At 39.9% G+C, this 14,667-nt stretch carries 10 protein-coding genes and 1 pseudogene; 1 reads left to right on the top strand and 10 read right to left on the bottom strand.

Going from position 1 to position 14,667, the window contains the following annotated elements; all coding sequences use genetic code 11:
- Positions 1 to 120 precede the first annotated feature (120 nt).
- Positions 121 to 330: pseudogene (locus tag DSM02_RS15785) on the top strand (hypothetical protein); the annotation flags it as partial.
- A 494-nt stretch (positions 331 to 824) separates the two neighbouring features.
- On the opposite strand, the gene DSM02_RS15780 reads toward DSM02_RS15785, so the two are convergent.
- From DSM02_RS15780 to uvrA, 10 genes are all read right to left on the bottom strand, one after another.
- Positions 825 to 1,139 carry a DUF6730 family protein gene (locus tag DSM02_RS15780; protein WP_128766523.1) on the bottom strand — a complete coding sequence of 105 codons (315 nt, stop codon included), beginning with the start codon at positions 1,137 to 1,139 and terminating at the stop codon, positions 825 to 827.
- Positions 1,136 to 1,960, bottom strand: a complete 825-nt coding sequence (locus DSM02_RS15775) for a relaxase/mobilization nuclease domain-containing protein (RefSeq protein ID WP_128766522.1) — start codon at positions 1,958 to 1,960, stop codon at positions 1,136 to 1,138. Before DSM02_RS15775 ends, DSM02_RS15780 begins: the two co-directional genes overlap by 4 nt.
- Positions 1,957 to 2,253: a mobilization protein MbpA gene (mbpA, locus tag DSM02_RS15770; protein WP_128766521.1), complete on the bottom strand. Its 297-nt coding sequence runs from the start codon at positions 2,251 to 2,253 to the stop codon at positions 1,957 to 1,959. Before mbpA ends, DSM02_RS15775 begins: the two co-directional genes overlap by 4 nt.
- A gap of 87 nt (positions 2,254 to 2,340) precedes the next feature.
- Entirely contained in the window at positions 2,341 to 3,195 is an 855-nt protein-coding gene (locus DSM02_RS15765; protein ID WP_128766520.1) for a toprim domain-containing protein, read from the bottom strand.
- 179 nt (positions 3,196 to 3,374) lie between these two features.
- A complete protein-coding gene (locus DSM02_RS15760) occupies positions 3,375 to 4,607 on the bottom strand; it encodes a primase-helicase family protein (protein ID WP_128766519.1) in 1,233 nt (410 codons plus the stop codon).
- 63 nt (positions 4,608 to 4,670) lie between these two features.
- Positions 4,671 to 4,952 (bottom strand): helix-turn-helix transcriptional regulator, encoded by a 282-nt coding sequence (locus DSM02_RS15755; protein ID WP_128766518.1) that lies wholly within the window; start codon positions 4,950 to 4,952, stop codon positions 4,671 to 4,673.
- A gap of 272 nt (positions 4,953 to 5,224) precedes the next feature.
- Positions 5,225 to 6,355, bottom strand: coding sequence for a site-specific integrase (locus tag DSM02_RS15750; protein ID WP_128766517.1), 1,131 nt, complete (start codon positions 6,353 to 6,355; stop codon positions 5,225 to 5,227).
- 224 nt (positions 6,356 to 6,579) lie between these two features.
- Entirely contained in the window at positions 6,580 to 8,019 is a 1,440-nt protein-coding gene (mnmE, locus tag DSM02_RS15745) for a tRNA uridine-5-carboxymethylaminomethyl(34) synthesis GTPase MnmE (RefSeq protein WP_128766516.1), read from the bottom strand.
- 138 nt (positions 8,020 to 8,157) lie between these two features.
- Positions 8,158 to 8,709: a hypothetical protein gene (locus tag DSM02_RS15740; protein ID WP_128766515.1), complete on the bottom strand. Its 552-nt coding sequence runs from the start codon at positions 8,707 to 8,709 to the stop codon at positions 8,158 to 8,160.
- A 2,986-nt stretch (positions 8,710 to 11,695) separates the two neighbouring features.
- Positions 11,696 to 14,479: an excinuclease ABC subunit UvrA gene (gene uvrA, locus DSM02_RS15735; RefSeq protein WP_128766514.1), complete on the bottom strand. Its 2,784-nt coding sequence runs from the start codon at positions 14,477 to 14,479 to the stop codon at positions 11,696 to 11,698.
- Positions 14,480 to 14,667: the final 188 nt, after the last annotated feature.

The raw sequence follows: 14,667 nt of genomic DNA, 5'->3' as shown, positions 1-14,667 counted from the left end.
ATGAGAAAAAAACTGAAAAATAAAGAGTAAATTTAACAACAAAGGAATCGACTTCCAGTACTTAGTTTGCTATGCTCACTTTCATCCGGCGAACGTGGTTCACTTTGACCGGCTCATCCAGTAAATCAGCGTTTGCACGTATACAGCAGAAAACTCATTGATTTTTGCGTAAAGCATCAAGCCGGAACGCTGATGCTGCTTGATCAAGAAGCTAAAATCGAAGCAGCGAAAGAGCAACATTTCGTTCTGAGGAATTGGTCGTACTATGAATTAACCCAAAAGATAGCATACAAAGCTGAAAAAGCAGGCATAGAACTGGTTGTGGGCTAATTTAATATCCATCTCAAATCCTTCTTTCAAATGAAGGACAACGATAAGAATTGAAAATAAAAACGAGGGTGCTTGTACACCCGTGAGGTGAGATTACGATACTCACTAAGTGCTACAAAGCATATACAACGGTGGGAAACGCTTGCTAAAATAGTATTATTCATATATGAGAACTGCAAATGAAAGAAAAAAAACTGCGATAAGTCGCTGACTAGTTTATCATAGCGCCTATGTAATAGTTGAGTGCTTCTGTATTCTTATTACTGCTGAAGCATATCGTTTTTTCTAAAAAGCGTATTGCTTTTGTAGGGGTTAACCTATTTGTTATAACGAATAATAGCCTTCGATTAGTTGCTATAATGGTGTAAAACCCTTTATTTATAGGAGCCAAATTATCCTCTTATCTAAATCCCTTCCCATTATTTTTTCTTTCGAAAAGGCCTTCACAGCGGCTAGGTTTTTTTGAAAGAAAAAATTAATCCCCGTTTTTCATATCAGCGTAGCAGCAGATAAATGAGAGCAAATGCTTGTGAGATAAAAATAAGCAGGACTAGCACTAATAACCAATTCGGAATTGTTCGAGAGTGCTTAATAAGTTTTAAGATTTCTTCCCGATTTTCCTGTTGAGTTGTTTGCTCAAGATGTAGTTTTCTAAGATGTACCTCAATTAACTTTTCAATTTTGGTACTGTCGGCTTTAATGCTCGTCTTCTTGAGATTCTTTTCAATCCGTTCTAAACGATTCACTTCTTGCTTAAAAGAATGTAATTCTTCAACTAGTAGTTCTGAGATTAGTTCAAGCTTTGTCATATTCCAATTCCTTTATCGATTACAATTTTTAGGACCTTTTTGACTACAGCTTTAGCCAGGCTTGGTGCAATGGGCACGCTTGTTCCTGATAAAACAACACTTTTTGCACGGCTGATGGATTTGAGCAAATTACTGGCAGACATCGAGCGATGTACTTTACTTCCTTTTATACTTTGCCCTTGGTACTCAAACCGAAAACCCTGAAGTTGTTTGGATTTATTGATTACCGGTATAACACCAATATGTCGCTCTTGCATTCGATTGATGTAAGTCTGAAGATCTTTGGAGGAGCCTTGAATGGCTTGCTGATGCGCCTTATGGATTTCACCTCTCGCATTGGCCAACTCTTTATTTTTTTCAAATTGCACGTCTTGCACGGTTTGTATGCCCATTTGCTTTGCAGTTCGCTCAGCGGATAGCTGACTTTGCTTTCCGATAAAACTGTCATTGTATGCCCTGCCATTTAGATCGATACGATTGACGTAAAGATGCACGTGGGTATGCGCTTTATCTCGATGAACAAAAGAGACCGCCTGGCGTTCTGTTAACTTCATTTGTTCAAGAAAAACTTTAGTAAGTTCCGCAAGATCCTCTTTACTCATATTGTCACCGTCTTTTATTGTTGGGCTTAGAATAAAGCTTAAGGTGTTGCGCTCACAGTTTTGATTGAGTTGCTGTACAGCTCTAAACTCCTGTGTGATTTCTTCCGGAGTTTCACCAACGATTAAATGACTGTATACCTGCTCAGCTTCTTTCTCTGGGTTATTCCCGTAGCGAATGGCTCCCAGGGTGCTGGATATGGAACTTCCTTTTCCGATCATGGTATGATACTTTTTAGGTGTGTCTTGATTTCTTCAGCAACCAGATTGACTTCTTCACTAAGCTTTGGATTACCTTTTTTATACATATTGCCAATACGTTTAAAATTATTGTGATACTTCACCAGCATTTTATAGGTATTGATATGCTCTTCGCTCATCCGCGCAGTAATCTGTTGTTCCATAAGGCTATTTCGGCAAAAAGCACTCAGGCTCAAGCCTGCAGCTTTTGCTTTAACCTGTAGCAGTTTTTTCTCATACACGCTGCATCTGAATTTGATAAGTGCTCTTTTCATCGTTTGTTTTTTTCTTTGCAACCACCGGGAGCAAAGCAAGATTGTGGCCACAGCCACACATCTTGCCCTGCTTTCCAGAAATCAGTTTTACTTCGTTTTCATCAGCCAGGCATTAAGATCTTTTTCAGCAGTATAGAATTCCGATTTATCAATACATTTTGAAGTTGAATTCAAGAAGAAAGCTGTGGTTTTTCTTCCGGCTTCATCCTGATCTAAGTAGAGTTCAACAATTTTATAATGATCAAAATAGGGGAGTGCCCTATCCGCAAAAGCAACGGAGTTTAAAACAAGAAAATCAGCTTCTCTTTTTAAATTTGGATATACTGTAATAAGCGATAATAGGTCAAACATTCCTTCTAGAATAATTAAATATGAAAATCCATTTTTAACCAAAGTCAGATCTTTTGGAGAACTAGACGATTTATAGTGGCGATTTCTAAATTCCCATCCTCCGGAATTGTTCTTCAGTGCAATTGAGAAATAGTATTTATTTCCAATAGTATAATGAACTTCCCTACAGAATCGCTTTGCAGCAATCAGACTAATTTTTCGCTCACTCAAATATTCTAGTAGAGCTGGATGTTGAATCGTTTTTATGTGCTTGATTTCAATTCTAGATTCCTTAAAATTGGTTTCCTGCTGTTTGGGTAGATCATAATCAACCGTTTTAAGCTGAGCTAGAATCGCTAATGCATCGCTCACGGATACTTTTGAAAGGGCACAAACCAGATCGATACAGTTCCCGCCTATACCTAGTCCGTGATCGTACCAGCAGTTTAATTTTTTAGAAACTTTAAAGGATGCTTGGGTTTCTGACCGCAGGGGACTCAGAAACCAAGCTTCCTTTTCCTTATTGCGAGTGGGAATGTGCCCGAAAAATTCCAGCGCCTTAACGATGGATATTTTTCGGGCTTGTTCACACGATAATTTTTCTTTTTTCATCTGCACTCTATTTTTAGAAAAAAAATGATGATTTGATGACAAATCCTCTTAGACTCTATAAAAACTGGCTTTACCGTGTCATCAAAAATTCATCGTTTCATCATTTTTAATTTTTTAAGCTTCATCTTTGTCATCATTTATTTTTTTGATGACAGTTTGATGACAAAATGATGACAGCTTCAGCTCTTGTAAACAGTGGGATTGTCCTCACCTGTCATCGTCTCATCAAAATTTTGGGTAATGAATTCCTTTTTTACGGTAAAATAGCGGCCTTTAGCCTCTATCAAATTGATAGATCCATCTGACCAAATAATGAATTTTCGGTATTGATTGGAGTTAGGTTGATTGGTCAATTTCCAGTCTACCTTCAATAATTTGCGAAGTTGTGTAAGATCCGTTTTGACTCTGGTTTTATTCAGCGCATTTAAAGCGTCTAAGGGACAAAAATCTACTTCCTCTAAATCAAACTTCTCAAAGACCCCCATAAGAATACTGGCCAATTCTTTTTCTACCCGGTTTCTATTGTTTTTTACGAGTTTGGAAAGTGCAGCTGTTTTAATTTGCTGTGGCGTAAACCACATCCGGGTTTGGTGGGTAGTACTTAGCTTTCGATTTGATAGATAGTATAAGAATGCAGGGATTTCAGAAATGAGTTGTTCTAAAAAACCAGTTTGCTCTTTCTTGATGGAGGGAACTTTTAAGACCCAAAATCGAGTTTCGTTAGCATCTATCTTAATGAAGTTGTCTTCGTTGTTACTGCAAAGAATAAACTTGCCAAAAAATTCTACTTCCCGTTTGTCCTTTCCTTTAGCTTCAAGCTTGTTGATGTTTGTGGTGCTTAGGTATTTAATACGCTCGGTTAATTCTTCTTTATTGAAAAGAACTTCATCAATACAGATCAGGAGCTTGTTTGCCCAGTCGGAATTGAACTGACTACTGAAACTGTCATTAGTCAAATACGTGAGGTTGTTCTCAAAAATGGATTTAAGCCATTTTAAAAAAGTGCTTTTACCTGTTGAACGTTCTTTAGATACCAGGCAGAGAATAGGTAGGACCTGTACTGGCTTTGTATAAAGCAACTGCAGGTAATCCAACCCAAGTTCTTGCTGGTTACCGAATATGTGACTAAGAAATTTAGAAGTAGTTTCAAAAGATCCTGCATTGGGTTGCTTACTCAGAGGAGAGTAGATGTTATAAAACCCTTTGTACTCCTGTTGGAAGTTAATATGATTGGGAATACATGTGAAGCCATCGTATTTGGGGATTTTAGTCAGATAGGCTTTTCCGTGATCTTGTTTTATGGTATCTATATTCCAATGAACTAGAAACTCGTTGAAATGACCGGCAATAGTAGGAGCGGCAACCAGCTTGTAATAGGTGGTGCCGACCCTTTTATAGGGTATAGCTTTCATAATAAATGATTTTAATAGTGAAGAGAAACCCTGATTCAAAAAGAATCAGGGTTTGAAGGTGAGTTATCGCTTTTTCAAGGTGTAACTCAATGCTTCCTGTTCAATCTGCGAATGAGATTTACGCTGATTTTCTAAAAGCCATTTGTTCAACAGATCGATGTCGAAGTAAATAAGTTTACCACCAGGCTTGCTGTGCGGAATGCTTCCAGTAGAGGTTAATTTGTATAAATAGCTTCGAGAGATACCTGTATAATCACAAGCTTCTTCAAGCGTAAGTACCTTTTTGTTGGCTAGTAATAGCGATTCAATGCGTTCTAGCCTTTCGTCTAAATTAATCGTGTTCATCGTATTCGATTTTTAAAGTGAATAGTGAACAAAGCGCTTTGTTGTATTTTTTTAGAATTCTTGAGATAAAAGTAAAGCTATGATTAATTAAAGCCTCGTTTTCAACTCAGTACTTATGCACAAATATCTGAAAAATAGGTATTTATATTAAATGATTTCAAATGATATCAAACCATAACAAAAAGAATTTTTGCACATTCTTGCGCATAACAAATACCACTAAAAATTATGCGTGAAACGGGAGTTTTTGTAAGTTATCAACAGGTAAAACCTTAGATTTCCAATTTTGGTATTAGATAAGCCGCTTCTTTTTTCTTTTTGTCTACAATTTTAGCGTAGATCTGCGTGGTTCGAATTTCTTTATGTCCAAGAATTTTAGAAACCGTGTATATATCAGCTCCGTTTTCTAGTAGCAGTACAGCGTGCGTATGTCTGGCACTATGAAAAGTAATATGTTTGGTTATTCCGGCACGCATACACCACCGGAGTAATTCTGCATTAAAATGGGCACCGTATTTCAAACCTTGAAATACACGAGCGCTGTCTTCCTTTCGAGTACCTAAAATACTCCGCGCTTGTTCAGATAGGTATTGGTATTCCTGAACGGCAGTTTTTTTCTGTTGGAATATAAGTCGGGATCCGTCTTCTTCATCACGCACTTCAGACCAGGTAAGTTTATTTATATCGCTCCACCGTAAACCGGTAAGACAGCTAAAAATAAACGCATTCTTCAACATTTGATGTTTACATTCAGCTTTCACTAAGTTTTGTAATTCTTCGTGCGTTAGATATTCGCGCATAGTTTCACCCATAGCAAACCCTTTCACGGCTGTAGCATAATTGCGACTGGTATACCCATCATCAAAAGCTTGTCTTAATGCTGCTTTGAATTTATTAAAATAAGAGTATTTAGAATTCTGTGATAATAGTGTATTCGATTTAGTTTTCGCTTTTTTGTTCAGATATTTTTTATAGCCTAGTACAAATTCTTCATCTACATCTTCAAAGGTAATGTGCTTGTTTTTACAGTAGTTCTCAAGGTGATTTTGAGCGGCATCCCAATTATCATAATTACCTTTGGTCTCATAGCGCTCTTCCTTGAGCTTTTCATAATAATTCAGAAATAGTAATTTGTCTTTACTACGATCTTTAATTCCATATTTGCCTTGAGCATATTCTGCTCGGCGAATGGATAGGATTTGTTCAGCCCTTAGGAGTGTTTCTTCATTTTCTCTCTTTTCAAGAGCGTTTTTAGGACTCATATAGAGATACTGTTTGAGGTACTCAAATTCTCTTGAATGAATTTGTTTACCATTGGCATCTCTGGTCTTGCCTTTATAATATTCAATATATAGACTGTACTTTCCCGAAGTGAGTTTTTTCTTTTTGAGCTTAATTACCATAATATGAGCTTTTTGTAAAATTAATTCAAAAAAGCTAAATGAGGTGTACTTTGGTACACCTCATGTTTAAATTTTAACGTTGAGGTGTACCAGAGGTGTAACAAAAGAACAATTATAGAAGAATTAAGAGAAAATACTGTTGAATAATTAAGCGTCTTAAAGCATTGATTTTGTTAGGTTTTGTATTAATTTGATGTCAAATGATATCAAATTAAATTTCAAATTTATTTACCGATACAAAAATTCGCAAAGATATTGCCCAAGAGTTCATCGTTGGTCACCTGCCCGGTGATCTCTCCAAAGTGATATAACGCCTCGCGAATATCAATGGCGAGAAGGTCACCGCTTAGTCCGGCATCAATACCCACCTGTACTTTTTCGATTTCTTCGAGGGCTTTGAGCAGCGAATCGTAGTGACGCGAATTGGTCACCAGGGTTTCATTGTTGCGAAGCGCACCCGTATTTACAAATTGCAGGAGTTGCTCTTTAAGTTCGTCTACACCCGTACCGGTTTTGGCCGAAATGAGTAAAACGGTAGATTTTGAATCTTCAGGAATCAGTTCAGAAAGTTGGTTGTGGATGGTATGCTGTTCTTCCGCGTTGAGGTGATCCATTTTATTAGCAACCAGTACTAAAGGCTTATCCGGGAAGCGATTTTTAATTTTTTCTATTTCTAATTGGAGGTCAGCAAATGCTCTCCCTTTGGGGGAGCTACCGGAGGCTGACGGGGCTTGAGAGTTGATTAGATACAATACTACTTGCGCCTGACTGATCTTTTCAAAGGTTTTTTTGATGCCCAGACCTTCGATCACATCCACTGTTTCTCGAATTCCTGCGGTATCTATAAACCGGAAACCAATACCACCAATAGCGATTTCATCTTCTATAGTATCACGCGTGGTTCCTGCGATATCGCTTACAATGGCACGCTCTTCATTAAGCAAGGCATTGAGCAAGGTAGATTTTCCCACATTGGGTTCGCCTACAATCGCTACGGGAATTCCGTTTTTAATGACGTTTCCGGTAGCAAACGAATCGATCAGGCGTTTGAGTACGCGGGTAATTTTTGAGATGAGACTCTGAAATTCTTCACGGTTGGCAAACTCTACATCTTCTTCGGCAAAGTCGAGTTCGAGTTCGATCAACGAAGCAAAGTTGAGCAACTCCTGACGCAGTTGGGCAATTTCGTTAGAAAACCCACCCCGCATTTGTTGCATGGCGATCTGGTGAGACCCGGCATTGTCACTGGCAATAAGATCGGCCACAGCTTCCGCCTGACTCAAGTCCATCTTCCCGTTGATAAATGCACGCAAGGTAAATTCGCCAGCCTTTGCAGCCCGGCATCCTTTTCTAAACAGCAGTTGTAAAATCTCCTGTTGTATATACGAACTTCCGTGGCACGAGATCTCTACCGTAGGTTCCCCCGTGTACGAGCGTTTTCCTTTAAAAATAGAAACCAGTGCTTCATCAATAATACGGTTTCCGTCCACAATATTCCCCAGATGCAGGGTGTGAGATTGCTGCTCTTTGAGAATCTTTCCGCTTTTAGCTTTAAAAACAGAGGAGACTAGGTCTAAAGCATTGGCTCCTGAAACGCGTATGACAGCAATTGCTCCGGCTCCGGGAGCAGTGGCTAGTGCAGCGATGGTATCTTGAATGTGCATAGCCGCAAAATTACAAAATATTGCATTGGGGAGCGCTCCTAAAAAATCCCCGGACAAATTTACTTGCCGGGGATTTCCAACTAACTAACCAACCAAAAAAATCAAACTATAACTCGTTAATCAGACGAGTCTTAATCGTTAAGATCTGCGACTGCGATCCCCATACACGGTGTTGATCTGCAGAGCTTCTTTCTTATATTTTTTTCCTTTATAAATGCTTCCGGTCTGCTTATACATGCGACCGCTACGGTCGTAATGCATCTTTAAGTTTCCTACTTTATCTAAAACACCTTTTTTATAGTTTACAGGAATGTCACCTATGCGGTTCACCTGCCCGTTGTGTAAATACCCTATGGTAATACCGCCTATTTGTACTATCTGTCCACTTCGGTTGTATTTCACATAACCTCTGCGGTAATTAGCGCCTGTGCCGTATACATCTCTGGGATTATAATATACTGGACGTACATGATTTCCATTGAGGCGTATAGATGCTGGTGTTGCATTAAAATCAAGAGTTCCATCCGGGTAGATCAAAAACTCAATACCTTGTTCAATAAAAACCACAGGCTGCATGTAGTTACGCACGCTATTGCTTTCATTTTGCTCAGCCGTTGTCATGTGTTCTGATGCCTGCGCAGTAGCTCCGATTAGGAAACTTGCTGCTACTAAAAATAAAGTGCGTTTCATGTTCTTAAGGTTTATAGATCAGGACTTAATCGCTGTTCTAATCTGATTACGCTTAATACAATTCAAACCGCGTGCCAAAAATGAATTTTGCTGTTTTATTTGCTTATTCGTAAGGGGGGATTAGGGTTTATTGTGTTGGTTTTTAAGGGTTTATTAGTTTAGGTGATTGCAGAGTTTTTTTTTTTTTTTGAGTTGTAACAACCCCGAAGATTTTCGTCTTTAGAATATTAAAACAAACTCTTTCTCTTTCTTTTTTGCATTGCCCCAAAACGAACCAAAATCCTCATCCCCAACCCTTCTCCCATAGAGAAGGGAGTTTGATTCCTTACAGCATCCCTCGTGAGATCCAAAACCCGTTCAGTATGAGGCTTTAATCAACCGGAAGGGGGGTAAGCAAATTAATAGCTTTTTTAGGATTCAATAAGCTTTTTTCTTTTTTGCATTGCCCCAAAACGAACCAAAATCCTCATCCCCAACCCTTCTCCCATAGAGAAGGGAGTTTGATTCCTTACAGCATTTCTCGTGAGATCCAAAACACATTCAGTATGAGGCTTTAACCAACCGGAAGGGTGTAAGCGAATTAATAGCTCTTGATTCGGAATAAACATAGGAAGTTACGAAGGAGCGGAGCGATAGCGACGTGGAACTGGCAATAGCATACATGAATAGCTTTTTTAGGATTCAATAAGCTTTTTTCTTTTTTGCATCGCCCCAAAACGAACCAAAATCCTCATCCCCAGCCCTTCTCCCATAGAGAAGGGAGTTTGATTCCTTACAGCATTTCTCGTGAGATCCAAAACACGTTCAGCATGAGGCTTTAACCAACCGGAAGGGAGTAAGCGAATTAATAGCTCTTGGTTCGGAATACGTATAGGAAGTTACGAAGCAGCGGAGCGATAGCGATGTGGAGCTGGCAATAGTATACATGAATAGCTTTTTTAGGATTCAATAAGCTTTTTTCTTTTTTGCATTGTCCCAAAACGAACCAAAATCCTCATCCCCAACCCTTCTCCCATAGAGAAGGGAGTTTGATTCCTGACAGCATCCCTCGTGAGATCCAAAACCCGTTCAGTATGAGGCTTTAACCAACGGGAAGGGGGTAAGCGAATTAATAGCTCTTGATTCGGAATAAACATAGGAATTTACGAAGCAGCGGAGCGATAGCGACGTGGAACGGACAAAAACATACATGAATAGCTTTTTTCTTTTTTGCATTGCCCCAAAACGAACCAAAATCCTCATCCCCAACCCTTCTCCCATAGAGAAGGGAGTTTGATTCCTTACAGCATCCCTCGTGAGATCCAAAACCCGTTCAGTATGAGGCTTTAATCAACCGGAAGGGGGTAAGCGAATTAATAGCTCTTGGTTCGGAATATGCATAGGAAGTTACGAAGCAGCGGAGCGATAGCGATGTGGAACGGACAATAGCATAGATGAATAGCTTTTTTAGGATTCAATAAGCTTTTTTCTTTTTTGCATTGCCCCAAAACGAACCAAAATCCTCATCCCCAACCCTTCTCCCATAGAGAAGGGAGTTTGATTCCTTACAGCATTTCTCGTGAGATCCAAAACACGTTCAGTATGAGGCTTTAATCAACCGGAAGGGGGTAAGCGAATTAATAGCTCTTGGTTCGGAATAAACATAGGAATTTACGAAGCAGCGGAGCGATAGCGATGTGGAGCTGGCAATAGCATACATGAATAGCTTTTTTCTTTTTTGCATCGCCCCAAAACGAACCAAAATCCTCATCCCTAACCCTTCTCCCATAGAGAAGGGAGTTTGAATCCTGACAGCATTTCTCGTGAGATCCAAAACCCGTTCAGTATGAGGCTTTAACCAACCGGAAGGGGGTAAGCAAATTAATAGCTCTTGGTTCGGAATACGTATAGGAAGTTACGAAGCAGCGGAGCGATAGCGATGTGGATCTGGCAATAGCATACATGAATAGCTTTTTTCTTTTTTGCATTGTCCCGAAACGAACCAAAATCCTCATCCCCAACCCTTCTTCCATAGAGAAGGGAGTTTGATTCCTGACAGCATCCCTCGTGAGATCCAAAACCCGTTCAGTATGAGGCTTTAACCAACCTGAAGGAGGGAAGCGAATTAATAGCTCTTGGTTCGGAATACGTATAGGAAGTTACGAAGCAGCGGAGCGATAGCGATGTGGAGCTGGCAATAGCATAGATGAATAGCTTTTTTAGGATTCAATAAGCTTTTTTCTTTTTTGCATTGTCCCAAAAAGAACCAAAATCCTCATCCCCAAGCCTTCTCCCATAGAGAAGGGAGTTTGATTCCTGACAGCATCCCTCGTGAGATCCAAAATACGTTCAGCATGAGGCTTTAACCAACCGGAAGGGGGTAAGCGAATTAATAGCTCTTGATTCGGAATACGCATAGGAAGTTACGAAGCAGCGGAGCGATAGCGATGTGGAGCTGACAATAGTATACATGAATAGCTTTTTTCTTTTTTGCATTGTCCCGAAACGAACCAAAATCCTCATCCCCAACCCTTCTCCCATAGAGAAGGGAGCTTGATTCCTTACAGCATTTCTCGTGAGATCCAAAACATGTTCAGCATGAGGCTTTAACCAACCGGAAGGGGGGAAGCGAATTAATAGCTCTTGGTTCGGAATAAACATAGGAAGTTACGAAGCAGCGGAGCGATAGCGATGTGGAGCTGACAATAGTATACATGAATAGCTTCTCTAAATTTATTGCTCGCTGCGCTGTATGCGCTTAACTCGGCCGCTGGCCTCAGACAGAACCGCCTGCTACGCTGCGCTCCCTGCAAATTTGACGAGAACCTCCTAGTAGTCCGGTACTGGAGTTTTAATAAACCTTTTTTTAAACTTATACTAAAGCTCCCTTCTCTCCCGAAGCGTCGGGAAGGAGAAAGACGAAGGTTACTTGGGTTCACTGCTCCTGGCATCGCAATACTCAGCAATCAAAGGTTACCGCTTTTAAATAATGAATAACAAATAATAATTAAAGCTTCTCCTTTAAATACTGGGCAGTAAACGACTTTTTGTTTTTAGCAACTTCCTCAGGTGTACCGGAAGCAATTAGATGGCCGCCGTTCTCGCCGCCTTCAAGTCCCAGATCGATCACGTGGTCTGCACATTTGATCAGATCCAGATTGTGTTCTACTACCAATATAGCATGTCCTTTTTTGATCAATGCCTGAAACGAAGTAAGCAATTTCTGAATATCGTGAAAATGTAAACCGGTTGTTGGTTCGTCAAAGATGAAGAGGTTTTTTTCTTTGGTGGTACCTTTTACTAAAAATGAGGCCAGTTTGATACGCTGTGCTTCCCCGCCCGAAAGGGTAGAGGAGCTTTGTCCCAGCGTTACATAGCCCAGACCAACATCTTGAAGTGGTTTGAGCTTGCGCGTTATTTTATCTTGTTTATGCTCTTTAAAGAATGCAATCGCATCATCAATGGTCAGGTTAAGTATGTCGTCTATATTCTTGCCTTCAAAAGTGACTTCGAGTACTTCTTTTTTAAAGCGCTTTCCTTTACAGACTTCACACTCTAAATGTACATCGGCCATAAACTGCATTTCGATTGTTACTTCGCCTTCGCCTTTACAGTTCTCACAACGTCCACCATCTACGTTAAACGAGAAATGCTTGGTCTGAAAATTACGGATTTTACTCAGTTTTTGACCTGCATATAAAGATCGGATATCGTCATAGGCTTTTATATATGTTACCGGGTTAGAGCGCGAAGAACGCCCTATAGGATTCTGATCTACAAACTCTATATGGTTGATGTTGTCGTAATTGCCTTCGATACCGGTCATTTGCCCCACTTTCTCTCCGTACCCGCCCGTTTCTTTAAGCATAGCAGGGTATAAGAGTTTTTTTACCAGTGTACTTTTACCGCTTCCGGAAACTCCGGTCACCGCAACAAAAACACCTAATGGAAAACGAACATTTATATTTTTCAGATTATTCTCCCGCGCCCCGATGATATCTACATAATACTTAGAAGTCCGGCGGGTTTCGGGGACTTTGATCTCCATCTCTCCGTTGAGGTATTTCGCAGTAAGTGAATCACTTTTAAGGATCTCATCGTACGCGCCTACTGCGACCACATCACCTCCAAAGGTTCCGGCTTCCGGACCGATATCGATGATCTCATCGGCAGCTTTCATAATGTCTTCATCGTGTTCTACCACGATCACCGTATTCCCCAGATCGCGCAGGTTTTTTAAAACCTCAATCAAACGCTCGGTATCTTTGGGATGTAAGCCAATACTGGGTTCGTCTAAGATATACATAGATCCTACCAAACTACTTCCCAAAGAAGTTGCCAGATTGATACGCTGCGATTCTCCCCCGGAAAGGGTGTTGGATTTTCGGTTTAACGTGAGGTAATTCAACCCCACTTTTGAAAGAAATTCTAATCTGCTTTCAATCTCGGTCAACAGGCGTTTTGCGATTTTGGTATCGTGTTCGCTCAGCTCTAACTGTTTGAAGAAATCAGCCACTTTGTTAAGTGGTAAGCCTACCAGATCTGTGATCGTAGCACCACCCACTTTGACGTAATTGGCTTCTTTTCGCAGGCGTTTGCCCCCACAGGTTTTACAACGGGTTTTTCCGCGATAGCGCGAAAGCATTACCCGATTTTGAATCTTATAAGCTTTAGATTCTAAAAATTCGAAGAATGAATGTAAGCCTTCAAAGTGGTTGTTTCCGTTCCAGATCAAATCTTTTTGATCATCAGAAAGTTCGAAATACGGTTTATGTATCGGGAAATCAAATTTATACGCGTTATTCACGAGTTGGTCTCTATAATAACTCATACTATCCCCACGCCATGGAAAAATCGCATTTTCATAAACTGAAAGTGCTGTATTAGGAATTACCAGATCTTCATCGATACCTATAACATCACCATAACCCTCACAAGTAGGACAAGCCCCATACGGATTGTTAAAACTGAATAAGTGTACATTAGGCTCGAGAAAACTCATCCCGTCTAACTCAAAACTGTTGCTAAAATGCCGTTGTTTATGCGTAGCAAGGTCCTCTACAAAAGCTTCGCCTTTGCCTTCAAAAAATGCCGTTTGTACGGCATCAGCCAGCCGGTTGTAAAAGTCTTCATCCTCTTTTTTAATGATTCGGTCAACAACCAAAAAGAGTTTATCTGTTTTTTGGATGCTTCCGGATTCTTCAATACGCACCACTGCGTCATTCACTTTAATACGTGCATACCCTTGTTGCTGGAGGATATTGAGCTTTTCTTCAATCTTTCGCCCTTCTTCAACAATAAATGGAGCCAGCAGCAATAATTTACTGCGCTCTTCAAAAGCACGTACATATTCAACAACATCCGTGACTGTATCTTTTTTGACTTCGTCTCCAGAAACAGGAGAGTAGGTTTTTCCGATACGTGCAAAAAGTAATTTGAGGTAATCATAAATCTCAGTAGAAGTTCCCACGGTCGAACGCGGGTTGGTACTGTTAACCTTTTGCTCAATAGCGATAGCAGGTGCAATTCCTTTTATATAGTCAACTTTGGGTTTGTTTAAACGCCCTAAAAACTGGCGGGCATACGAAGACAAACTCTCCACATAGCGGCGTTGTCCTTCGGCATAAAGCGTATCAAAGGCAAGGCTAGATTTACCTGAACCCGATAAACCGGTAATTACTACCAGTTTATTGCGGGGGATTATGGTATTTATATTTTTTAAGTTGTGAAGCTTAGCCCCTTTAATGATGATATTCTGTTTAGGGTCCGCTTTAGAAACGTCAATGATCATAGCAATAAGTATAGGTATGCAAAGATAATTTATAGTATGGATAACCCATCAAAGATTTGCCCAACGTCCTGTTAATGTTAAAATTGTAGAACGGGTGTTGTTTATTTGGAATGAAAGTTGTTATATTTGATTCACTATTAACAAATAAGCGAAACGCCTATATCTGAAAATTACTTTTTAAAATTTTG

It is taken from the genome of Leeuwenhoekiella polynyae (assembly GCF_004104075.1).
Classification (GTDB): domain Bacteria; phylum Bacteroidota; class Bacteroidia; order Flavobacteriales; family Flavobacteriaceae; genus Leeuwenhoekiella; species Leeuwenhoekiella polynyae.
The sequence above is the reverse complement of the archived record's forward strand: the minus strand, read 5'-3'. Positions and strand labels throughout refer to the sequence as shown.